Source organism: Nonomuraea sp. NPDC001831 (genome assembly GCF_042892035.1).
Lineage (GTDB): Bacteria > Actinomycetota > Actinomycetes > Streptosporangiales > Streptosporangiaceae > Nonomuraea.
In genome coordinates, this window is sequence record NZ_JBIATU010000018.1 from 21,438 (window position 1) to 41,864 (window position 20,427).

Genomic DNA, 20,427 nt, shown 5'->3' on the forward strand with positions numbered 1-20,427 from the left:
TCGTAAAGTCTAGGTATAGCAAGTACCCCTAAATGGTCTTATAACGCTAAAGCAGCGTCCAAGAGCCACTCTGCCAGGTAGGTGGTGAACGACGACCTGACGTGGATCCGGTACTCGCCGGGCGCCCGCCGTTCCAGGATCACCGAGGCCCTGCCCAGCAGCGTCTGCGCGTGCCCGGGGAACACGTCGGGGTGCAGGTCCACGGGACAGCCGGTGATCAGGACGTCGTCCGCCCCCGGCCCGGACAGCTCCAGGATCGTCCGCTGTCCCGAGACGTCCACCCAGCCGGGCCCCGGCGCGGCGTCCCCGGTCACCAGCCACCACGACGGGCCGAGCCGCAGGCCCACGCCGGGATCGGCGCCCCTGACCTCCCACATCGGCTCGAACGGCAGCTCGCGCAGCCGCACCGCGGGCCCGCTCGCCGCCGCGAACCGCCCGGCGAACGCCGCCGCCGGGCTCTCCCGCGCCGGAACGCCTTCGAGAGGCGCGGGCGCGTCCCCCTCCAGGGGGTCTCCGTCGCGGCGGGCGTTGCCCGGGTCGTACAGGACCGGGTCGACGACCGTCACGCCGGTGGCCGCCGCGCCCGACACCGCCGTGAGCCGGTCCCCCGGCACGACGTCCCTGACCATGGCCAGCCCGAACGTCCGGCCGAGCGCCGCACTGACGTAGCCGGAGGTGACGTGCCCCAGCATGGGCGCGCCCGGCCCGCCCCTGACCAGCTGGGCGCCCTCCTCGATCGGCGCCGCCGGGTCCTCGGCGAGCAGGCCGACCAGGCGTTTGCGGCCCTCGCGGGCGGTGTCGGGGCGGGCGTGCGAGCGTTTGCCCACGAAGTCCGGCTTGCGCGGGGAGACGATCCACGACATGCCGAGGTCCTGCGGCGTGACCGTGCCGTCGGTCTCCTGGCCGACGATGGCGAACCCCTTCTCGGCCCGCAGCACGTGCATCGCCTCGGTCCCGTACGGCACCGCGCCCAGCTCCAGCACCGCCTCCCACAACGCCCTGCCGTACGGCCAGGGCACGTTGACCTCGTAGGCCAGCTCGCCGGAGAAGCTGATCCGGAACACCCGGCCGGGCACGCCGAGCACGTCCGTCTCCGCGTACCGCATGAAGGGCAGGCCGAGCGCGCCGGGCGCGACGGCGGCGATCACCCGCCGCGCCTTGGGGCCGGCCACGGCGACCGTCGCCCAGTGGTCGGTCACCGAGGTGAAGGAGACGTCGAGCCGCGGCCACTCGGTCTGCCGCCACTCCTCCAGCCAGTCGAGCACCGCGGCGGCGTTGCCGGTGGTCGTGGTCGTCAGGTAGTGGTCGGCGGCGAGCCTGGTCGTGGTGCCGTCGTCGAACACCATGCCGTCGGCCCGGCACATGAGCCCGTAGCGGCAGGCGCCGACGGCGAGCGTGGAGTACATGTTGGTGTAGATGCGGTCCAGGAACTCGCCCGCGTCCGCGCCCCGAATGTCGATCTTGCCCAGGGTGGAAGCGTCCATGGCGGCGACGGAGGTGCGGGCGGCCCGGCACTCGCGCGCCACGGCGGCCTGCATGGTCTCGCCGTCCAGCGGGAAGTAGCGGGGGCGTTTCCACTGGCCGACGTCCTCGAACACGGCGCCCGCCGCGACGTGCGCGGCGTGCATGGCGGTGGTCCTGACCGGGTCGGAGAGCGCGCCCCGGTCGCGCCCGGCCAGCGTCGCGAACGACACCGGCGTGTACGGCGGCCGGAACGTGGTCGTGCCCACCTGGCCCGGCGCGGTCCCGAGCAGCGCCGACATCACGCCCACGACGACCGTGCCCGACGTCTTGCCCTGGTCGGCGCCGGTGCCCGCGGTGGTGTAGCGCTTGACGTGCTCGACCGAGCGCATCCCGGTGCCGGTCGCCCTGGCCAGGTCGGCCACGGTCACGTCCCGGTGCAGGTCGGCGAAGGCGGGCTCGTCGCCGTCCCCTTCGACCAGCCACAACGCGGCGGGTGGCCGCGAGGGCCGTTCGTCGCAGTCGGGCACGCGGAGCTCGCGGGCGGCGGACCCGGCGGCCTCCCGGCCGGCGGCGTGGCCGTCGGCGATGGCCTCGCGGGTGCCGTACCGGCCGCGGCAGGCGCCGGCGGAGCGTTCGGCCTGCGCCGAGACGTCCGGCACGAACGCCTGCAAGCCCTCGTCGAAGCGCACCCGTCCCTGCGACTGGCTGAACAGGTGCACGGCGGGGTTCCAGCCGCCCGCCACGGCCAGCAGGTCGGCCTCGATGTGCCGCTCCCCCACCCGCACGCCGGTCAGCACGCCGTCCGCGCCGGCCGTGGTGCCGGTGATCACCTGCCCGGCCAGGGCGCCGGGGGTGAGCCCCTCGGGGCGCGGATCGACGATCGCGGCGATCTCCACGCCGGCCGCGCGCAGGTCCGCGGCGGCCTCGTAGCCGGAGTCCGCGCAGGCGAGGACGACCGCGCGGCGGCCGGGGAGCACGCCGTACCGGTTGGCGTAGGCGCGGGCGGCCGAGGCCAGCATGACGCCGGGCCGGTCGTTGCCGGGGAAGGCGAGCGAACGCTCGTGGGCGCCGGTCGCCAGGATCACCCGGCGGGCCCTGATGTGCCACAGCCGCTCGCCGCGCGCCCGCCGCTCGACCGCCACCACGTAGTTGTGGTCGTGGTAGCCGACGGCCGTGGTCCTGGTCAGCACCCGCACGCCGGACAGGTCGAGCGAGTCGACCCAGTCGAGCGCGGGCGCGCCGTCGAGCAGCACCCGGCTGTTCAGCAGGTCGCCGCCGAGGCGGGGCTGGTCGTCGAGCAGGATCACCCGGGCCGCGCGCGCCGCCGCGGCCGCCGCGAGCCCGGCCGGGCCGCCGCCGACCACCAGCACGTCGCAGTGCAGGTACGCCTTGTCGCAGCGCCGGTCGTCGGCCGCGTCGAGGTCCACCCGGCCCTTGCCGCGCAGGCTCCACGCCGCCAGCCCGTCGTACAGCTCCACGGTCGTGGCCGCCAGCATCGGGTCGGCGCCGACGCGGACCAGGGCGTTCGGCTCCTCGGGACCGGCCGAGAAGACGCCGCGCGGGCGGCCGGACTCCACGCCGCGGCCCACCACCCGCACCCCGTTGCGCAGCAGCGCGGCGGCCAGCGTGTCGCCCGGCTCCCCCTGGAGGGGACGGCCGTCGAAGGTGAACCTCATGGCGCCTTCCTGATCTCGTGCGTGACCGTGTGCCGTTCGACGGTGAACCAGGTCCGGCAGCCGTGCGTGTGGAACCAGCGTTCGCCGATCCAGCCCTTGGGGTTGTCGCGCAGGAAGACGTAGGCGGCCCACTCCTGGTCGGACAGCTCGCCGGGGGCCTGCGGGTAGGCGATCCCGGCCTGGCCGCCGTAGTGGAACTCGGTCTCGTCGCGGGGGCCGCAGTGGGGGCAGTCGAGGAGCAGCATCAGTGGGCCACCGCCGCCGCGCCGTGCTCGTCGATGAGCGCGCCCGTGGTGAACCGCTCCAGCGCGAACGGCTCGGCGAGCGGGTGCGGGCGGCCGTTGGCGATCGTGTCGGCGTACACCCAGCCGGAGCCGGGGGTCGCCTTGAAGCCGCCGGTGCCCCACCCGGCGTTGACGTAGAGGCCGTCCACGGGGGTGGCGCCGATGATCGGGGAGGCGTCCGGCGAGACGTCCACGATCCCGGCCCACGTCCGCAGCACGCGGACCCGGCTGAACAGCGGGAACAGCTCCAGGGCCGCCGCCATCTGCGCCTCGATCACGTGGCACCCGCCGCGCTGCCCGTAGGAGTTGTACGCGTCGATGCCCGCCCCCATGACCAGCTCGCCCTTGTGCGCCTGGCTGACGTACACGTGGACGGCGTTGGACATGACGACGCAGTCCAGCACCGGCTCCAGCAGCTCCGACACCAGCGCCTGCAGCGGGTGCGACTGCAACGGCAGCCGGACGCCGGCCCGCTCGGCCAGGACCGAGGTGTGCCCGGCCGAGGCGAGCGCGACCGTGCCGGCCGCGATGGGCCCGCGCGAGGTGCGCACGCCGGTCACCCGGTTGCCGGTGATCTCGAACCCGGTCACCTCGCAGCCCTGGATCAGGTCGACGCCGTACGCGTCGGCCCGGCGGGCCAGCGCCCAGGCGACGTGGTCGTGCTTGGCGATGCCGCCGCGCCGCTGCAACGTGGCCCCCAGGACGGGGTAGCGGGCCCGGTCGGAGACGTTGACGACGGGGCAGAACTTCCTGACCTCGTCGGCGTCCAGCCATTCGGCGTCCACGCCGTTGAGCCGGTTGGCGTTGACCCGCCGCCTGCCCTCGCGCACGTCGTGCAGGTTGTGCGCCAGGTTGAGCACGCCGCGCTGGCTGAACTGCAGGTCGTAGTCCAGTTCCGCGCTCAGGCCCTCCCACAGCTTCAGCGAGTGCTCGTAGAGTGCGGCGCTCTCGTCCCACAGGTAGTTGGAGCGGATGATGGTGGTGTTGCGGGCCATGTTGCCGCCGGCCAGCCAGCCCTTCTCCAGGACGGCGACGTTCGTCAGGCCGTGGTTCCTGGCCAGGTAGTAGGCGGTGGCCAGGCCGTGCCCGCCGCCGCCCACGACGACCACGTCGTAGGAGGGCCGCGGATCGGGGTTGCGCCAGAGGAAGCCGGGGTGGGTCAACGTCTGATCTTCTCCATCCGGGGGTCGAACAGCGGCTCGGCGGCGACCTCCGCGGGCACGCGGCGGCCGAAGTACGAGATGTCCACCCGCGTCCCCGGTGCGGCCAGCTCGGCCGGCAGCCAGGCGTAGGCGATCGGACGGCCGATGGTGTGCCCGTATGCGGCGCTGGTGACGTACCCGGCGACGCGGCCGTCGTGCCGGACCGGTTCCTTGCCCATCACCACCTCGGCGCTGAGCAGCGGCACGAGCCTGCGGGACGGCTCGGCGCGCAGCGCGTCGCGGCCGTAGAAGTCCTTGTCCCGCTTGACCGCGAACCCCAGCCCGGCCTCGTACGGGTCGTGCTCGGTGGTCATGTCCACGCCCCAGAGCCGGTACCCCTTCTCCAGCCGGAGGCTGTTGAACGCGGCCCGCCCGCCCGCGACCGGCATCCCGGTGGCCCGCAGCGTGTCCCACAGCTTGAGCCCCATGTCGGCGCCGGTGTAGAGCTCCCAGCCCAGCTCGCCGACGTACGAGACGCGCATCGCCAGCACCGGGACCTGCCCGACGTACCCGGAGCGGCAGGTGAAGTAGCGGAAGCCGTCGTTGGACAGGTCCATGTCCGTGAGCCCCTGCACCAGCTCCCTGGCCTGCGGCCCCCACACGCCGACGCAGCAGGTGCCGGGCGTGATGTCCCTGATGTGCACCCCGCGGGGGGCGTGCCGGGTCAGCCAGTCGAGGTCGAGGTTGCCGTTCGCGCCGAGCTGGAACCTGTCCTCGGCCAGCCGCGCCGCCGTGAGGTCGGAGCGGATGCCGCCGCCGGCGTCCAGCAGCAGGGTGTAGGTGACCGTGCCGGGCTTCTTGTCCACGTTGTTGGTGGTCATGTGCTGGAGGAAGGCCGCCGCGCCGGGGCCGCTGACCTCGATGCGCTTGAGCGAGGTCATGTCGTAGAGCGCGACCCGCTCGCGGGTGGCCCACGCCTCGGCGGCGGCGACGGGCGACCAGTGGCGGCCGGCCCACGCGTCCCGCCGGTCGGCGCCGATCCGCGGCTCTTCGAGGCCGGCGAGCAGCGGCTCGTTCGCCTCGAACCAGTGCGGCCGCTCCCATCCGGCCGACTCCAGGAAGTACCCGCCCAGCTCCACCTGGCGCGGGTAGAACGGGCTGGTCCGCATCGGCCGCGGCGACTCCATGGGCTGCAACGGGTGGATGACGTCGTAGACCTCGACGAAGTTCTGCCTGCCGCGCTCCTCGACGTAGGCGGGCGACAGCTGCGCCTGCTCGAACCTGCTCAGCTCGCACTCGTGCAGGTCCACCTGCGACCGGCCGGTCACCAGCAGCTCGGCGACCGCCCTGGCCACCCCGGCCGAGTGCGTCACCCAGACGGCCTCGGCCAGCCAGAACCCGTCCAGGTGCGGCGCCTCGCCGATCAGCGGGAAGCCGTCGGCGGTGAAGGAGAAGACGCCGTTGATGCCGTCCTCGTACTTGGAGCCGGCCAGGGCGGGCAGCAGCTCGGCGGCGTCGCGCCAGGCGGGGTCGAAGTCCTCCTCGGTGAACGCCTGGACCGAGGGCATGGTGGTGCCCTTGGGGCCGATCTCGTGCTGGGCGACCGGCATGGGGCGGTGGGCGTAGGAGCCGATGCCGATGCGGTCGCCGTGCTGCCGGGCGTACAGGTCGCGGTCCTGGTGGCGCAGGATGGGGCCCTCGGGCTGCGGGGGCAGGGGGCCGGACTTCGCGTACTGGTGGGCCAGCGGCAGCAGCGGCACGGTCAGCCCGGCCATCTCGCCGATCGACGGGCCCCAGAATCCGGCCGCGCACACGACCACGTCGGCCGGGATCGTCCGGTACTCCCCCGCGACCAGGCACGACACGCCGGTGACCCGGCCGCCCTTGTGCTCGACGCCGGTCACGGTGTGCCCGCCGAGGAAGCGCGCTCCCCGTTCGGTGGCCCGCGCCGCCTGCGTCTCGCCGCAGGCCACGGCGGCGGCCAGGCCGTCGCTCGGCACGTGGAAGCCGCCCAGCACCCGGCCGCGGTCCAGCATCGGCCACAGCTCGGCGCACTGCGCGGCGTCCAGCAGGCGGCCCTCGACGCCCCACGACTGCGCCCAGCCGAGCTTGCGGTGCAGGTCGGTCCAGCGCTCGGGGGTGGTGGCCACCTCCAGCCCGCCGACCTGCCGGAAGCAGTGCGCGCCGAGCGCGCTGTACTTGCGCACGGTGTAGGCGGCGAACTCGGTCATGGTCTTGGACGGATTCGTCTGGAAGACCAGGCCGGGGGCGTGCGAGCTGGAGCCGCCGGCGGCGAAGAGCGGGCCCTGCTCCACCACGGTGACGTCGTTCCAGCCGCGTTCGGTGAGCTCGTCGGCCACCGCACACCCCACGATCCCGGCTCCGATGATCACCACGCGCGGCCGACCCATCACGCCTCCGGTTGTTCCTTAATACGCAACACGCACCGGACTACGCAACGAACATAAGGCCCCGGATCCCCGCGGACAAGAGCTAGCCGAGCGGCGAGGTGTCCCGTCCCAGGTACGTCACCGGGCCGGCGTCGGCCACCACCAGCTCCACGAAGCCGAGCCGGTCGTAGAAGGCCCGCGCGGGCGCGTTCGTGCTGACCATCCCCAGGTGCAGCCGCGGCACCCCGGCGGCGCGCAGGCCGTCGACCAGGGCGCTCATGAGCCGGCGTCCCCAGCCCTTGCCCTGCCAGTCGGGCAGCAGGTCGATGTGCAGGTGGGCGGGGTGGCCGGCCAGCTCGGGGATCAGCATGCGCTCGGGCCGGTGGTGCAGGGCGAGCATCACGTCGTCCGCGGTGACCGGCGGGTCGGCGGGAAGGGGGCAGCGGGCCGCGGACGCCGGGATCCACTCCTCGCGGTAGCGGCGGACGAACGCCGCCGTGTCCGCGGTGCCCACGACGTAGCCGACGGCCTGGCCGGTGCCGTCGTCCACGACGTGGGCGTGCTCGGGCTCCAGGGTCACGTAGGGGACGGCGAAGATGTCGCCCATGAGCAGGTCGGAGGCGTACTGGCCGCGGGCGTCGCCACCGGCGTCGGCGGTGCGCACGCAGATGTCGTAGACGGCGGCCAGATCGGCCGGACGGTAGGAACGTACGAAGGGGGCGGTCATTCCCGACAACGTACTAGAAGAACCGTCTAGGTGATCAGGATGCCGCCGTCCACGGGCAGCGTGACACCGGTGACGTACGACGAGGCGTCGGAGGCCAGGAAGACCGCCGCCGCCACCAGCTCGGCCGGGTCGCCGGGCCGCTTCATCGGCACCCGCAGCTCCAGCATGCGTTCCAGGTAGCCGGGCGGATACTGCTCGGTCATCTCCGAGGCGAAGAACCCCGGCTCCAGGCAGTTGACCCGGATGCCGCGCCGGGCCGTCCACTGCTGGGCCAGGTCGCGGGTGAGCCCGGCCACGGCCGCCTTCGACGCGCTGTAGGCGGCCTGCGGCAGCCCGGCGGTGGTCGCGCCGAGGATGCTGCCGATGTTCACGATCGACGAGCCCGGCCGCATCACCCGCGCGCACGCCTGCGCCATCCAGTACGTGCCGTGCAGGTTGATCTCCACCACCCGGCGGAACTCCTCGGGCCGCTCGCGCAGCGCGGGCACGGCGGTGCCGACGCCCGCGTTGTTGATCAGCACGTCGACCGCGCCGAACTCGGCCACGGCCGCGGCGACCAGCGCGTCGCACTCCTCCGGCACCGCCACGTCGGTCGGGACCGGAAGACAGCGGCGCCCGGCCTCCTCGACCAGGCGACCGGTCTCCGCCAGCCGGTCAGCGCGCCGGGCGCCGATCACGACGTCGGCGCCCGCCTCGGCCAGCCCGCGGGCGAAGGCCACGCCCAGCCCCGACGACGCGCCCGTGACGATGGCGACCTTGCCGTCGAGGCTGAAGCGCTCCAGCACGTCAGAGCCCGTATTCCTTGACGATGCGCTCGTGCCGCTCGACCTCGACGTCGATCTCGCGGGCCAGGTCGAGCCAGGCCAGCGGGTGCACCCAGCGCTCGGTGGCGTCGTCGAGCAGGGCGTCGACCTCGGCGGCCGACACGTCCGGCGGCACCGCGACCCAGCCGAACACGCCCGGCAGCGACTCGCCGCTGGTCGGGTGGGTGACGGTGTAGTTCTCGTCGCTGTAGACCCACATCGGCCAGCCGCGCTCGGCCATGACCTCGGTGAACTCCGCCCAGTCCTCCTCGCTCGGCGCGGCGCCGTCGAAGAAGTAGCTGGTGTAACCGCCGGGACGCAGGATGCGCACGGCCGCGAACGGCGGCACGAAGTTCTGCTGCTCCTGCGGGTCTTCCGGGACGGGCTCCAGCAGCTGCGGGTCGAACACGACCAGGTCGCCGGCGTTGTAGTCCATGCCGCGCGGCTGCGGCAGCGCCAGCCGGGCGGTGGCCGGGCCGGTGCGGATGGACAACACCTGGCGCTGGCCGCCGTCGGGCGCCGGGAGGATGAGCCGGATCAGGCCCATCTCCTCCTCGATCGGGCCCTGCTTGGACTTGATCGGCATGCCGATCTTGGCCGCGCCCTTGCGCACGGTGTCCCAGTCTTCCGCCGAGGTGGCCATGACGACCATGCGCCAGGTGTCCTCGTCGGTCAGCTCGTCGAGCACCTCCGCCAGCACGCCGGCGGCCCTGTCGTTGTGGTCGAGCTGCTGGGCGGCGCCGGACAGCAGCCGCCTGGCCTCGATGCCGGCCCCGGCCGCGACGGCGTGCTCGGCGGCGTCGAGCGTCTCCGGCCAGCGCTCGCGGGCGCTGTGGAGCCTGGCCAGCGCGAGGTACTGGGCGGCGTGCGGCAGCAGTGCGGCCATCTGCTCCAGCCGCTCGTCCTGGCGGGCCTCGATGAGCAGGGTGGTCAGGTAGGCCACGTCGTCGGGGTCGGCGGAGGCGATATCGCCGGAGTCGACCAGCAGCTTCCAGTAGATGTCGGCACCCGCCGCGGGGAAGCCGAGGAAGCCGAGCGTGGTGGTGTGGCGGCGGGTGGCCTCCAGGTCCTCGCCGGACAGCGGCGCGAGCCAGCCCACCCACTTCTCGGGGTCGGCGTTGAAGCCGTCGGCGGCGTCGAACAGGCCGACCCGCTCGGCCAGCGGCCCGGGGGCCGCGGGCTCGGCGGCGGCGTCGGCGGCGGCCCGCAGCGCGGCGACGCGCTCGGTCAGGTCGCCGGTCTCGCCGCGCAGCTCCGCCGCGCCGGACTCGGCCAGGTCGGCCAGCAGCCGGGCCTGCCACACGCCGCTCCTGGCGACGGCCAGGTCGCCCGCGACCAGCGCGAGCTCGACGCGGGCGCGGTAGCCGCCCATCATGCCGAAGTAGTCGATCCACTGGCGCAGCACCCGGCCGAGCTGCCAGGTGTTGGTGATCTGGGAGGACCCCGCCAGCTTGGCGACCGCGCGCGACCACTCGACGAAGACGCGCGGGTGCTCGCCGACCACGTCGAGGTCGGGCAGCGCGTCGACGGCCTCGGCCGTGCGGCCGAGCTCGGCCAGGATGAGCGCGCGGCGCACACCCTCGCGATGGGCCTTGGCGGGCGGGTCGTCGGGGGCGAGGTCGGCGGCGGCCTGCAGGGCGGCCAGCGCGTCGTCGGCCCGGCCGGCGGCCAGCAGGGCGCGGGCGCCTTCGGCGCCGAGCTCCCAGCTCGCCGCGCGACCGGCCGTGCGCAGCCGCTCGACCGCGGACTCGGCGTAGGCGACGGCCTCGCCGGCCTTGCCCGCGTCGACGAGCGCCGCGACGTGCTGGGTGGCCAGGCCGCTGAAGGCGGGCCGCTCCGGGCTCATGCCCTCCAGGAAGGCGCCCACCGTCTCCAGGCGGTCGCCGGCGTAGCCGGGGCCGTCGGTGTTGGCCCACACGATGGCCATCGCCTCGACGGCGGCCGGGGTGGCCGGGCAGTCGCGCACGTCTTCGCGCTGGGCGAACGTGAGCAGCTGCCGCGCGTCGTCGATGGCCACCGCGCCCTGGGCCCGGTCGCCGATGCGGCCCATGAGGTGCCAGTAGCGGGCGTAGAACTCCAGCCAGGGCAGCTCCAGCGTCTCGGCCTGCTGGGCGATGGCCGGGGCCATCACGTCGAGCTGCGGATACCGGCCCTCGTAGGCCTGTGCGGGAAGGTCTCCCAGCGCCATGGCGAGGCCAACGTTGCCCGCCTCGGAAAGCTGCTGCTGGGTTTCGCCGACCCAGGCCCAGATGTCCACGTCCATGGGCAGTCAGTCTGCCAGGTCAACGAGCGTGCCCAAAACGCAGAAGCTCGATCAGCTCGTCCGATTCGTTGTCGCGCAGGACCGAGAAGACCGGGGCCATCAGGTCGTCGGTGGTCTCCTCGACCTGGGCCCGCCGCGCCACGACGTCGGGGCCGGGGGTGGCGTAGGGCTCGGGCCAGGTGAAGAACCTGGCGATCGTCACGCCGTCGGCGTAGCCGAAGGGGGTGGTGTCGTGGACGGCGGCCAGCGTGGCCTCCAGGGGGTGCAGGCCGGCCGCGAGCACGGCGTCGGCGTGCAGGCCCCCGCGCAGCTCGCGCAGGACGTGCATGAGCTGGACGGCGCGCGCGGGCGGGTCGTCCGGCAGCGGCACCGCCCGCCAGCCGGCGAACAGCGGCGCGCCCACCGGCGAGGCCTGCGCGACGACCGGTTCGAGCAGCTCGGCGATGCGGGCGCAGCCGTCGTGACCGCCCAGCTTGCGCCGGCCCCACTGCCTGCACGCCTCGGTGTAGAGCTCGACGGCCTGCTCGACGGGCATCTTCCTGCCGCCGTTCCAGCTCTCCTCGACGTGGGCGGCAGGGAAGAAGACCGCCACCGAGGTGACGACGTCGGCGTGGCACTCGCCGAGCACCCCGCAGCGCCCGCGGAAGTACAGCTCGCGCGGGCCGAGCCCGTGCTCCTCGCAGACGGCCTTGGCCTCGCGGGAGACCATGAAGCCGCCGCCGTACTGGCCGATCGGCGCCTTGACCTGGACCGCCGTGGTACGCGGGTCCGCCATCCTCAACCCCTCCTCGGTTCGGAAAGTGGACCCAGAATCCCTCAGGAGAACATCATTCTGCAAGCATCAGCTCGCCGCTCGCCAGGATCACCGCCGGGCCGGACAGGTAGCTCGTGTCCTCGTCGAGGATGACGGTCAGCGAGCCGCCGGTGACCTCGACGGTCCAGGTGCCGGTGGTGTCGCCGGACATGTGCGCGGCGGCCACGGCGGTCGCCACGGCGCCGGTGCCGCAGGAGCGCGTCTCGCCCGAGCCGCGCTCGTAGACCCGCATCACCACGCGGCTGACGCCGACCGGGTTGAACAGCTCGATGTTGACGCCCGCCGGGAACACCCCGGTGTCGAAGCCGGGCTGGTGGCTGAGGTCGAGCTGGACGACCGGGTCGCCGATCGCGCAGGCCAGGTGGGGGTTGCCCATGTCGACGTGGAGGCCGGAGTACTCGTGGCCGCCGACGCCCGCCACGCTCTCGCCCAGCACCGCCGGCTTGCCCATGTCCACCGTGATGTCGCCGTTGGGCTCGACCCGGACCCGCCGCGGGCCGCCCCTGGTGGCCAGGCAGAACTCCGTGCCCTCCACCAGCCCCGCGTCCACCAGGTAGCGGGCGAAGACGCGGACGCCGTTGCCGCACATCTCCGCGACGCTGCCGTCGGCGTTGCGATAGTCCATGAACCAGTCGGCCACCGCGGCCTGCTCGGCCACCTCGGCGTGCTGCTTGGTCCTGGCGACCCGGAGCACGCCGTCGGCGCCGATCCCGGCCCGCCGGTCACAGATCTTGGCCACGAGCGCGGCCGTCACTTCCACGCCGTCGTCGGGATCGGGCAGGATGACGAAATCGTTCTCGGTGCCGTGCCCCTTGAGAAACCGCATTGCCTGAGTTTATGCCGCACCCGGGTCGGCGATGTGCGCCAGGGATCGTTCAAGCAGGTCGGGGGCGTCGTACGGGAGCCAGCGCACCCGCGGGTCGCGGCGGAACCACGACTCCTGGCGGCGGGCGAAGCGCCTGGTGGCCCTGACCGTCTCGGCGAACGCCTGCTCCTCGGTCCATTCGCCCTCCAGGAACCGGATGACCTGGGCGTAGCCGAGCGCGCGGCCCGCCGTGCGCCCCTCGGCCAGGCCCTGCCCGAGCAGCGCGCGGACCTCCTCGACCAGGCCCGCCGCCCACATGCGCTCGACCCGCAGCTCGATGCGCTCGTCGAGCTCGGGCCGCGGCACCTCCAGGCCGAGCTGCACGCTGGGGTAGACGGCGTCGTAGGACGGCATGGTGGCCGAGAACGGCCGGCCGGAGTGCTCGATCACCTCCAGCGCGCGCACGATGCGGCGGCCGTTGCTCGGCAGGATCGCCTCGGCGGCGGCCGGGTCGAGCTCGCGCAGCCGCTCGTACAGGGGGGCCGGGCCGCGCTCGGCCAGCTCCTCCTCCAGCCGGGCCCGGATCACCGGGTCGGTGCCGGGGAACTCCAGGTCGTCGAGGGCCGCCCGGACGTAGAGGCCGCTGCCGCCCACCAGCACCGGGACGTCGATCTTCGCGAACAGCTCCCTGGCCAGGCGCTGATACTCGGCGACGCTGGCCGTGACCGTGACGTCCCAGACGTCCAGCAGATGGTGGGGGACGCCGCGCTGCTCGGCGGGGGTGAGCTTGGCCGTGCCGATGTCCATGCCGCGGTAGAGCTGCATGGAGTCGGCGTTGACGCACTCGCCCCCGAGCCGGAGCGCGAGGTCGACGGCGAGATCGGACTTCCCGGCCGCCGTGGGGCCCACGACGGCGATGACTGGCTGCTGGCGCACACCGACCAGTGTGTCAACTGTCCGGGTGTGGACGGACCACCTACAGGTCGAGGAGCGTCTGCTGGAGGTATCCCTCGTGGGTCAGCAGCCAGCGCTTGGTCTCCACCCCCACGCCGCCGCTGAACCCGCCCAGCCCGTTGCCCGCGACCACCCGGTGGCAGGGCACGAAGATGGGGATCGGGTTGGAGCCCATGATCGAGCCGATGCCGCGGGCCGGCACGCTCGACCCGGCGCGCCGGGCCAGCTCGCCGTAGGTGACGGCGGTGCCGTACGGGACGCGGTGCAGCGCCTGGAGCACCTGCAGCCGGGAGCCCGTCATCAGCCGCCAGTCCACGGGGATGCTGAACGTGCGCAGCTCGCCGGCGAAATAAGCGTTCAGCTCGGCGACGGCGCAGGCCGTACGATCCGCATCATGAACCTCAGCCAGGCCGAGCCGGTCGGCCAGTCCGGCGGGCGACCCCCATCCCGAGGCGACCAGCCCCCGCTCGGTGACGGCCAGCACGAACGGGCCGACCGGCGTCGGCACCTCGGCGAACGCGACCGTGGACAGCGTGGACAGCGCGGACTGCGTGGGCTGCGTGGGCTGCGTGGTCATCATGTCCTCACGTGAACTCGTGGTGCTGGGCACCTCCAGCGCGGTGCCCACCCGACACCGTAACCACAACGGGTATTTTCTGCGCTGGGACGGGCAAGGCTATCTTTTCGACCCCGGCGAGGGCACGCAGCGGCAGATGCTGCACGCCGGGCTGAGCGCGAACGACGTCCACTGGCTGTGCGTGACCCACTTCCACGGCGACCACTGCCTGGGCGTGCCCGGGGTCGTGCAGCGCATCGCCCGCGACCGGGTGCGCCATCCGGTGCGCGCGGTCTTCCCCGCCGCCGGCGAGACGTACTGGCGCAGGCTGCGGCACGCGGCCGCGTTCGCCGACACGAAGGTGATCGAGGAGCATCCGGTCTCCGGCGCGCTGGCCGGGGTGGGGCCGCTGATCGCCCGCCGCCTGTCCCACCCCGTCGAGTCGTACGGCTACCGCATCCAGGAGCCGCCCGGCCGCCGCATGCTTCCCGACCGGCTGGCCCGCCACGGCATCCGCGGCCCGGAGGTCGGCGAGCTCCAGCGCACCGGCTCGGTCCGGGGCGTCACGCTCGCCGAGTGCAGCGAGCCCCGGCCGGGGCAGAGCGCCGCGTTCGTCATGGACACCCGCCTGTGCGACGCCGTGTTCGAGCTGGCCTCCGGGGCCGACCTGCTGGTGATCGAGTCGACGTTCCTGTCCGCCGAAAGCGCGCTGGCCAAGGAGTACGGGCACCTGACGGCGTTCGAGGCGGGCGTGGTGGCGGCCGACGCGGGCGTGCGCAGGCTGGTGCTCACGCACTTCTCCGAGCGGTACGGGTTCGCCGAGGAGCCGTCGTTCGTGGCGGAGGTACGGCGCAGCTTCGACGGCGAAGTGATCACGGCCCGCGACCTGATGCGCATCCCGGTCCCCCGCCGCCGCCCCCTGGCCTGACGCGCCTTCCGGTGCCGGCCCCAGGTTGACGCGCCTTCCGATGCCGTCTCGTCAGCTCCACACGGCCGCGAAGTAGCCGACGCCGTAGGGCGAGGACCGCATGAGCAGCGTGCCCGTCAGCGGCGTGCCCTCGGCGGCGCCGGCCAGCACCTGGAGGGCCGCGCGGCCGGTCACCCAGAGCCGGTCTGCCTCGACCGGGTCGAGCGCGGCCAGCGCCGCCGCGTCTGCCGTGCCGACCGCCTCGGCGATCAGGTCGTCGTACGGCTGCGCCGCCTCGTCGTACCGGCCGGGGGCCCGCGGGGTCAGGCAGGCCGAGCCGTCGGCCATGACCAGCAGCGCGACCCGTCCGAGGGCGGCCAGCCCGGCGCCGATCGCCCGGCACTCGGCCGGAGCGGCGGCGAAGGCGACCGCCTGCGCGGGCACCCCGCCGGCGTCGCGGGCGAGCACTTGGGCCGGAACCCCCTCGGCGCCGGTGGCGGGCGGCGGGCCGGAGGGGGGTTCGGGGTCGTTCAGGAGCCGGCGGCCGACGGTCAGGGACAGCGGCAGCACGGGCGCGCCCTCGCCCACCGTGACGTCGAAGCCCCAGGGCCGCAGGGTGCCCGCGGCGGCGCCGTCGTAGGAGCGGGTCGTCTCCGCGCCGCCCACCACCACCAGCACGTCAGGACGGGCGGCCCGGAGCGCGGCGACCGCGGTGCGACAGGCCGCGCGCAGCTCGGGCAGCCCGGTCACGATCAGCGGGGTTTGCGGGCAGACGGCCGCGGCGACAAGCACGAGCGCAAGCGTACGCGCCACCCGCCACGACCCGGCGGTCAGGTCGTGTAGGGGTCGCGGCCTTGGGCGACGGCGGCGAGCAGGCCCTGGGTGTAGGCGTGGGCCGCCTGGTGGAGGCCGCCGCCGAAGCTGATCCTGGCCACCCCCAGCTCGGCCAGCCGCGCGTACGACGGCGCCTTCGGCCGGAACAGGATGTTCACCGGCCCGCCCACCTCGGCGACGAGGGCCGCGATCTCGCCCTCGTCCTCCAGCGTGATCGGGTACACGCAGTCGGCCCCCGCCTCCAGGTAGCGCCGCGCGCGCGACACCGCCGCCGCCCGGTCGCGCACGCCCCGCACGTAGGTGTCGACCCGCGCGTTGATCACCAGGGCGTCGCCCGCGGCCGCCCGCATCCCGGCCAGGTAGTCCGCCTGCGCCCCTGCGTCGACCAGCTCGCCGGTACGCGGGTCGGAGTCCTCCACGTTGCAGCCCACCGCCCCCGCCTCGGCCAGCCGCTCGGCCAGCTCGCCCGGCGCGAGCCCGTAACCGCGTTCGACGTCGGCGGTCACGGGCACGTCCACGGCCCTGGCGATGCGGGCGACGGCGGCCATCATCTCGCCGACCGGCGTGCTCTCGCCGTCGGCGTACCCCAGCACGCGGGAGACGGCCGCGCTGCCGGTGGCCACCACCGGGAACCCGGCCTCCTGGACCGCGCGCGCCGAGGCGGCGTCCCAGACGTTGGGCAGGATCAGCGGGCTGCCGGGCACGTGCAGCCGTCGCAACGTGGCCGCTCTGTCAGTCGTCATGCCCGGCACCCTACGAGGACGGCCGGCTCTCCAGCAGATCCATTACCGGCCGGAAAGGCCGAACCACTTGGGGGCGGTGGCTCACAGGCGGTGGCTCAGGCGGTGGCTCAGGCGGTGACTCACAGGCGGTGACTCACAGGCGGTGGCTCAGGCGGTGGCTCAGCAGCCGTTCTTGGCGCACTGGCCGCTCAGCTCACCCGCGGGGCCGTCGGCGGGAAGGTCGCCCTCCGGCTGCGGGGCCATGGTGGGCGTGCCGGGCTTCTTGCCGGTGCCCGTCCGGGTCGTGTCGCCGGTGCGGTCGGAACCGGTCGATCCCTTGTCGGCGGGGTCGGAGCCGCCGCCCGTGTCGGGGCCGCCGCCCGTGTCCGTGACGGCGTCGCCCATGGCGGAGTCGTCGGAACCGTCGGTGGGCAGGCCGTCGTCGGTGGCGGTGGGGGCGTCGGTGGTGGCGTCGCCCATGGTGGCGTCCTCGTCGGCCTCGAACACCTCGTCGCCGGCGCTCGTGGCCGGGGACGGGCGGCCGGAGCCCTGCTCCTGCTGGGCGCTCTGGCCGGGCTTGGCCGCCAGCAGGTAGCCGGCGCCGCCCGCGGCGAGCACGCCGACGAGGGCGAACGCGGCGATGACGGCGGTCTTCCTGCTCTTGCCGGGGGGCCTCGGGGACGGGCCCGGCCCGGAGAGGATCTCCTGACGATCCGGCTCGGTCGGATCATGCATGGTGGTGCAGCTCCCTGCGGTCGTATCGGGGAAAGCTCGCCGGCTTCCGCGGGTGATGGACCACACTAGCCGCAACAGCGGAATGCTCGCACACCAATCACAAAGGAATCACGACTTGTCCCCCCAAAGATCTGTTTGCCCAGGTGGCCGTCCCCGGCTGGGCGCCGCGGTGGGAGCTGCCGGGGTACTCGTCACGGCCGGCCTCGGGATTTTCCTCGCATTCACCAGTTCTCCGGAATCGCGCCCGCAAAACCGCCGTGAATTCGATCAGGAAACGCCGCTTATCCCAAGATCGTATTTTCCTTCGCAGATCGCCGGCTCACCGGTGGCCGAGCCGTCCCCGGCGCCGCCCACCCCGTCGGCGGGGCCCTGGTCGCCCGGCCCATGGTCGCCGGGCTGGATGGAGGCCGTGCCGGCACCCGACCGGCCCACGGCGACGCAGCCGGAGCCTGCGCCGGAGCCGGGCGAGCCCTCGGTCCCTCCGGGCAAGGGCAGGCCGGTGAAGGGCGAGCTGTCGTCGCCGCTCTCCCCCAGGGCGCTTCCCACGCGTCCGCCGCTGGTGGCGCCGCCGCGTCCGTCCCGGCGGGCCGCCGTACGCCGTCCGGCTCCGCACGCGTCCCCGCAGGCGCCGCCCAGGGAGCGGGTCGTGCCCGAACCGGACCGTCAGGCGCCTCCCCCGCCGCCGCCTCCCTCCGTACGGCCCGGCGGGCCCGACCCGTGCGCCACGTTCGACGACTTCCGCCGGCAGCCGTGCTACAGCTTCCTCGACCGCCTCAGGCGCTGACCCGAACACCCGGCCGTCAGACGCTGACCCACGCGGAACACCCGGCCGTCAGGCGCTGCCCCAGACGGAACACCCCACTGTCAGGCGCTGACCCACGCGGAACACCCCGCCGTCCCGAAGGAGCGGCGGGGTGCGGGAACGCGGTGACGATGCGGCGGCTCAGTGGGCCGAGCAGGCTCCGGCGGCCGGGGCGGGGGCCTCCGGTCGGCCGACGGACGGCATGCCGAGCAGCACGCCGGGCCCCTTGGCCGGGGCGCCCTGGCGCGCCTCCCAGGCGTCGCCGGCCCGCGTGCGCCGCACCGCCCGGACCGCGCCGTCGGCGACCAGGTGGTGGGGGGCGGCGTAGGTGACCTCGACGGTGACCATGTCACCGGGCCTCGGGGTCTCCTCGCCCACCGCGAAGTGCACGAGCCGGTTGTCGGCGGCGCGGCCGGACAGGCGGCGCGTGGCGTCGTCCTTGCGGCCCTCGCCCTCGGCGACCAGCACCTCCAGCGTGCGGCCGACCTGCTTCTTGTTCTCCTCCCAGGAGATCTCCTCCTGAAGGGCCACCAGGCGCTCGTAACGCTCCTGGACGACCTCCTTCGGGATCTGGTCCTCCATCGTGGCCGCCGGGGTGCCCGGACGGATGGAGTACTGGAAGGTGAAGGCGTTGGCGAAGCGGCTCTGCCGGACGACGTCGAGGGTGGCCTGGAAGTCGTCCTCGGTCTCGCCGGGGAAGCCGACGATGATGTCGGTCGAGATGGCCGCGTCGGGCATGGCGGCCCGCACCCGCTCGATGATGCCGAGGTAGCGCTCGGCCCGGTAGGAGCGGCGCATGGCCTTCAGCACGCGGTCGGAGCCCGACTGCAGCGGCATGTGCAGCTGGTGCATGACGTTGGGCGTCTCGGCCATGGCGGCGATGACGTCGTCGGTGAAGGCGGCCGGGTGGGGCGAGGTGAAGCGCACCCGCTCCAGGCCCTCGACGTCGCCGCAGGCGCGCAGGAGCTTGCCGAAGGCGAGCCGGTCGCCGAACTCGACGCCGTAGGTGTTGACGTTCTGGCCGAGCAGGGTCACCTCCAGGACGCCCTGGCCGACCAGCGTGCGCACCTCGGACAGGACGTCGCCGGGACGGCGGTCCTTCTCCTTGCCGCGCAGCGACGGCACGATGCAGAACGTGCAGGTGTTGTTGCAGCCGACCGAGATCGCGACCCACGCCGCGTAGGCCGACTCGCGCTTGGTGGGCAGCGTGGAGGGGAAGACCTCCAGCGACTCCTTCAGCTCGACCTGCGCCTCGCCGGCCACCCGGGCCCGCTCCAGCAGCACCGGCAGGGAGCCGATGTTGTGGGTGCCGAAGACGACGTCGACCCAGGGCGCCTTGCGGACGATGTCGCCCTGGTCCTTCTGGGCCAGGCAGCCGCCCACCGCGATCTGCATGCGCGGGTTGTCCATCTTGGCCGGCCGCAGATGGCCGAGGTTTCCGTAGAGGCGGTTGTCGGCGTTCTCCCGCACGGCGCACGTGTTGAACACGACGACGTCGGCCGTCTGGCCGTCGGGGGCCGGCACGTAGCCGGCGTCTTCCAGCAGGCCGGAAAGGCGCTCGGAGTCGTGCACGTTCATCTGGCACCCGTATGTGCGCACTTCGTACGTGCGGGCGCTCTCCTGGGTCACAGTCATGGCAGGTTCAAGGGTAGTCGTTGTCCGGCTCGCGGCAGCCGCCCCCGTCTAAAACACCAGCTTGACGGCTCGATGTGACCGGATCGGTACCACCTGGTTAGTGACCAGCGTCTTAATGACCTCTACCGTTTTGGTCCATGACGGAGAACGGCGACGCCACTCCACTCGTTCAGTTGGAGGGCGTCAACAAGCGCTTCGGGGCGTTGCACGTCCTGAAGGACATCAACTTGACCGTCTCTCGTGGCGAGGTTCTGGTGGTCATCGGCCCTTCGGGCGGTGGGAAGTCCACGCTGTGCCGGACGATCAACCGCCTGGAGACGATCGACGACGGCAGGATCGTGTTCGACGGCCAGGTGCTGCCCGAGGAGGGCAGGGGGCTGGCCAGGCTGCGGTCCGAGGTCGGCATGGTGTTCCAGTCCTTCAACCTGTTCGCGCACAAGACCATCCGCGAGAACGTCACGCTCGGCCCGATCAAGGTGCGCCGCAAGGACCGCAGGGCGGCCGACGCGCGGGCCATGGAGCTGCTGGAACGGGTGGGCATCGCCGCGCAGGCGGACAAGTACCCGGCCCAGCTCTCCGGCGGCCAGCAGCAGCGGGTCGCGATCGCTCGTGCGCTGGCCATGGACCCGAAGATGATCCTCTTCGACGAGCCCACCTCGGCCCTGGACCCGGAGATGGTCCAGGAGGTGCTCGACGTGATGATCGGGCTGGCCCGCGACGGCATGACGATGATGGTCGTCACGCACGAGATGGGATTCGCCCGCCGGGCCGCCAACCGGGTGGTCTTCATGGCGGACGGACAGATCGTGGAGGAGAACACCCCCGACGAGTTCTTCACCAACGCGCAGACCGACCGCGCGCGTGATTTCCTTTCGAAGATCCTCACGCACTGAGATTTTGAGGCAGGTATACAT

18 protein-coding genes are annotated in these 20,427 nt (G+C 73.4%); 3 read left to right on the plus strand and 15 right to left on the minus strand.

The annotated features are described in order from the left end of the window. Window positions 1-38 precede the first annotated feature (38 nt). The 11 genes from ACFYYW_RS39870 to ACFYYW_RS39920 form a co-directional block, all read right to left on the minus strand. Entirely contained in the window at window positions 39-3,140 is a 3,102-nt protein-coding gene (locus ACFYYW_RS39870) for a 2Fe-2S iron-sulfur cluster-binding protein (RefSeq protein ID WP_387657394.1), read from the minus strand. Continuing rightward, window positions 3,137-3,385: a sarcosine oxidase subunit delta gene (locus ACFYYW_RS39875; protein WP_387657397.1), complete on the minus strand. Its 249-nt coding sequence runs from the start codon at window positions 3,383-3,385 to the stop codon at window positions 3,137-3,139. The genes ACFYYW_RS39870 and ACFYYW_RS39875 overlap by 4 nt, the downstream gene beginning before the upstream one ends. Beyond that, window positions 3,385-4,587: a sarcosine oxidase subunit beta family protein gene (locus ACFYYW_RS39880; protein WP_352322763.1), complete on the minus strand. Its 1,203-nt coding sequence runs from the start codon at window positions 4,585-4,587 to the stop codon at window positions 3,385-3,387. Before ACFYYW_RS39880 ends, ACFYYW_RS39875 begins: the two co-directional genes overlap by 1 nt. Beyond that, window positions 4,584-6,977, minus strand: coding sequence for an FAD-dependent oxidoreductase (locus tag ACFYYW_RS39885; RefSeq protein WP_387657401.1), 2,394 nt, complete (start codon window positions 6,975-6,977; stop codon window positions 4,584-4,586). Before ACFYYW_RS39885 ends, ACFYYW_RS39880 begins: the two co-directional genes overlap by 4 nt. 82 nt (window positions 6,978-7,059) lie before the next feature. Further along, complete coding sequence (locus tag ACFYYW_RS39890; protein ID WP_387657404.1) at window positions 7,060-7,683, minus strand: GNAT family N-acetyltransferase; 624 nt, start codon at window positions 7,681-7,683, stop codon at window positions 7,060-7,062. A gap of 26 nt (window positions 7,684-7,709) precedes the next feature. After that, window positions 7,710-8,468, minus strand: coding sequence for an SDR family NAD(P)-dependent oxidoreductase (locus ACFYYW_RS39895; protein ID WP_387657406.1), 759 nt, complete (start codon window positions 8,466-8,468; stop codon window positions 7,710-7,712). Window position 8,469: 1 nt separating this feature from the next. Continuing rightward, entirely contained in the window at window positions 8,470-10,749 is a 2,280-nt protein-coding gene (locus tag ACFYYW_RS39900) for a tetratricopeptide repeat protein (RefSeq protein WP_387657409.1), read from the minus strand. A 19-nt stretch (window positions 10,750-10,768) separates the two neighbouring features. Continuing rightward, entirely contained in the window at window positions 10,769-11,524 is a 756-nt protein-coding gene (locus ACFYYW_RS39905) for a hypothetical protein (protein ID WP_387657411.1), read from the minus strand. A 52-nt stretch (window positions 11,525-11,576) separates the two neighbouring features. Continuing rightward, the gene (gene dapF / locus ACFYYW_RS39910; RefSeq protein WP_352327717.1) at window positions 11,577-12,389 is read right to left on the minus strand and encodes a diaminopimelate epimerase; all 813 of its coding nucleotides are present in this window, start codon (window positions 12,387-12,389) and stop codon (window positions 11,577-11,579) included. Window positions 12,390-12,398: 9 nt separating this feature from the next. Then, window positions 12,399-13,304 carry a tRNA (adenosine(37)-N6)-dimethylallyltransferase MiaA gene (gene miaA / locus ACFYYW_RS39915; RefSeq protein ID WP_387657414.1) on the minus strand — a complete coding sequence of 302 codons (906 nt, stop codon included), beginning with the start codon at window positions 13,302-13,304 and terminating at the stop codon, window positions 12,399-12,401. A 40-nt stretch (window positions 13,305-13,344) separates the two neighbouring features. After that, the gene (locus ACFYYW_RS39920; protein ID WP_387657416.1) at window positions 13,345-13,902 is read right to left on the minus strand and encodes a methylated-DNA--[protein]-cysteine S-methyltransferase; all 558 of its coding nucleotides are present in this window, start codon (window positions 13,900-13,902) and stop codon (window positions 13,345-13,347) included. Between ACFYYW_RS39920 and ACFYYW_RS39925 the strand changes: the two genes are divergently transcribed. Then, a complete protein-coding gene (locus ACFYYW_RS39925) occupies window positions 13,901-14,806 on the plus strand; it encodes a ribonuclease Z (RefSeq protein WP_387657419.1) in 906 nt (301 codons plus the stop codon). The two genes, ACFYYW_RS39920 and ACFYYW_RS39925, sit on opposite strands and share 2 nt — an antisense overlap. Window positions 14,807-14,857: 51 nt before the next feature. Here ACFYYW_RS39925 and ACFYYW_RS39930 read toward each other — a convergent pair whose 3' ends face one another. The 3 genes from ACFYYW_RS39930 to ACFYYW_RS39940 all read right to left on the minus strand — a co-directional run bounded on the left by ACFYYW_RS39930 (window position 14,858) and on the right by ACFYYW_RS39940 (window position 17,076). Beyond that, window positions 14,858-15,577, minus strand: a complete 720-nt coding sequence (locus tag ACFYYW_RS39930) for a hypothetical protein (protein WP_387657422.1) — start codon at window positions 15,575-15,577, stop codon at window positions 14,858-14,860. A gap of 38 nt (window positions 15,578-15,615) precedes the next feature. Continuing rightward, the gene (locus ACFYYW_RS39935) at window positions 15,616-16,362 is read right to left on the minus strand and encodes an isocitrate lyase/phosphoenolpyruvate mutase family protein (protein WP_387657425.1); all 747 of its coding nucleotides are present in this window, start codon (window positions 16,360-16,362) and stop codon (window positions 15,616-15,618) included. A 159-nt stretch (window positions 16,363-16,521) separates the two neighbouring features. Further along, window positions 16,522-17,076 (minus strand): hypothetical protein, encoded by a 555-nt coding sequence (locus ACFYYW_RS39940; RefSeq protein WP_387657428.1) that lies wholly within the window; start codon window positions 17,074-17,076, stop codon window positions 16,522-16,524. A 409-nt stretch (window positions 17,077-17,485) separates the two neighbouring features. Here ACFYYW_RS39940 and ACFYYW_RS39945 point away from each other — a divergent pair, with 409 nt between their 5' ends. Beyond that, window positions 17,486-17,860 carry a hypothetical protein gene (locus ACFYYW_RS39945; RefSeq protein ID WP_387657430.1) on the plus strand — a complete coding sequence of 125 codons (375 nt, stop codon included), beginning with the start codon at window positions 17,486-17,488 and terminating at the stop codon, window positions 17,858-17,860. 159 nt (window positions 17,861-18,019) lie between these two features. Here the strand turns inward: ACFYYW_RS39945 and miaB are convergent, their stop codons facing one another. After that, window positions 18,020-19,513, minus strand: coding sequence for a tRNA (N6-isopentenyl adenosine(37)-C2)-methylthiotransferase MiaB (gene miaB, locus ACFYYW_RS39950; protein ID WP_387657433.1), 1,494 nt, complete (start codon window positions 19,511-19,513; stop codon window positions 18,020-18,022). A 137-nt stretch (window positions 19,514-19,650) separates the two neighbouring features. Between miaB and ACFYYW_RS39955 the strand changes: the two genes are divergently transcribed. After that, entirely contained in the window at window positions 19,651-20,406 is a 756-nt protein-coding gene (locus ACFYYW_RS39955) for an amino acid ABC transporter ATP-binding protein (RefSeq protein ID WP_352327726.1), read from the plus strand. The last annotated feature ends 21 nt before the right edge of the window (window positions 20,407-20,427 follow it).

Bases quoted from the DNA above. Each gene is read 5' to 3' on its own strand.
- ACFYYW_RS39925 (WP_387657419.1), top strand. From the start codon at position 13,901: ATGTCCTCACGTGAACTCGTGGTGCTGGGCACCTCCAGCGCGGTGCCC.
- ACFYYW_RS39940 (WP_387657428.1), bottom strand. From the start codon at position 17,076: ATGCATGATCCGACCGAGCCGGATCGTCAGGAGATCCTCTCCGGGCCG.
- ACFYYW_RS39890 (WP_387657404.1), bottom strand. From the start codon at position 7,683: ATGACCGCCCCCTTCGTACGTTCCTACCGTCCGGCCGATCTGGCCGCC.
- miaB (WP_387657433.1), bottom strand. From the start codon at position 19,513: ATGACTGTGACCCAGGAGAGCGCCCGCACGTACGAAGTGCGCACATAC.
- ACFYYW_RS39900 (WP_387657409.1), bottom strand. From the start codon at position 10,749: ATGGACGTGGACATCTGGGCCTGGGTCGGCGAAACCCAGCAGCAGCTT.
- ACFYYW_RS39955 (WP_352327726.1), top strand. From the start codon at position 19,651: ATGACGGAGAACGGCGACGCCACTCCACTCGTTCAGTTGGAGGGCGTC.
- ACFYYW_RS39920 (WP_387657416.1), bottom strand. From the start codon at position 13,902: ATGATGACCACGCAGCCCACGCAGCCCACGCAGTCCGCGCTGTCCACG.
- ACFYYW_RS39905 (WP_387657411.1), bottom strand. From the start codon at position 11,524: ATGGCGGACCCGCGTACCACGGCGGTCCAGGTCAAGGCGCCGATCGGC.
- ACFYYW_RS39885 (WP_387657401.1), bottom strand. From the start codon at position 6,977: ATGGGTCGGCCGCGCGTGGTGATCATCGGAGCCGGGATCGTGGGGTGT.
- ACFYYW_RS39875 (WP_387657397.1), bottom strand. From the start codon at position 3,385: ATGCTGCTCCTCGACTGCCCCCACTGCGGCCCCCGCGACGAGACCGAG.
- dapF (WP_352327717.1), bottom strand. From the start codon at position 12,389: ATGCGGTTTCTCAAGGGGCACGGCACCGAGAACGATTTCGTCATCCTG.
- ACFYYW_RS39935 (WP_387657425.1), bottom strand. From the start codon at position 16,362: ATGACGACTGACAGAGCGGCCACGTTGCGACGGCTGCACGTGCCCGGC.
- ACFYYW_RS39870 (WP_387657394.1), bottom strand. From the start codon at position 3,140: ATGAGGTTCACCTTCGACGGCCGTCCCCTCCAGGGGGAGCCGGGCGAC.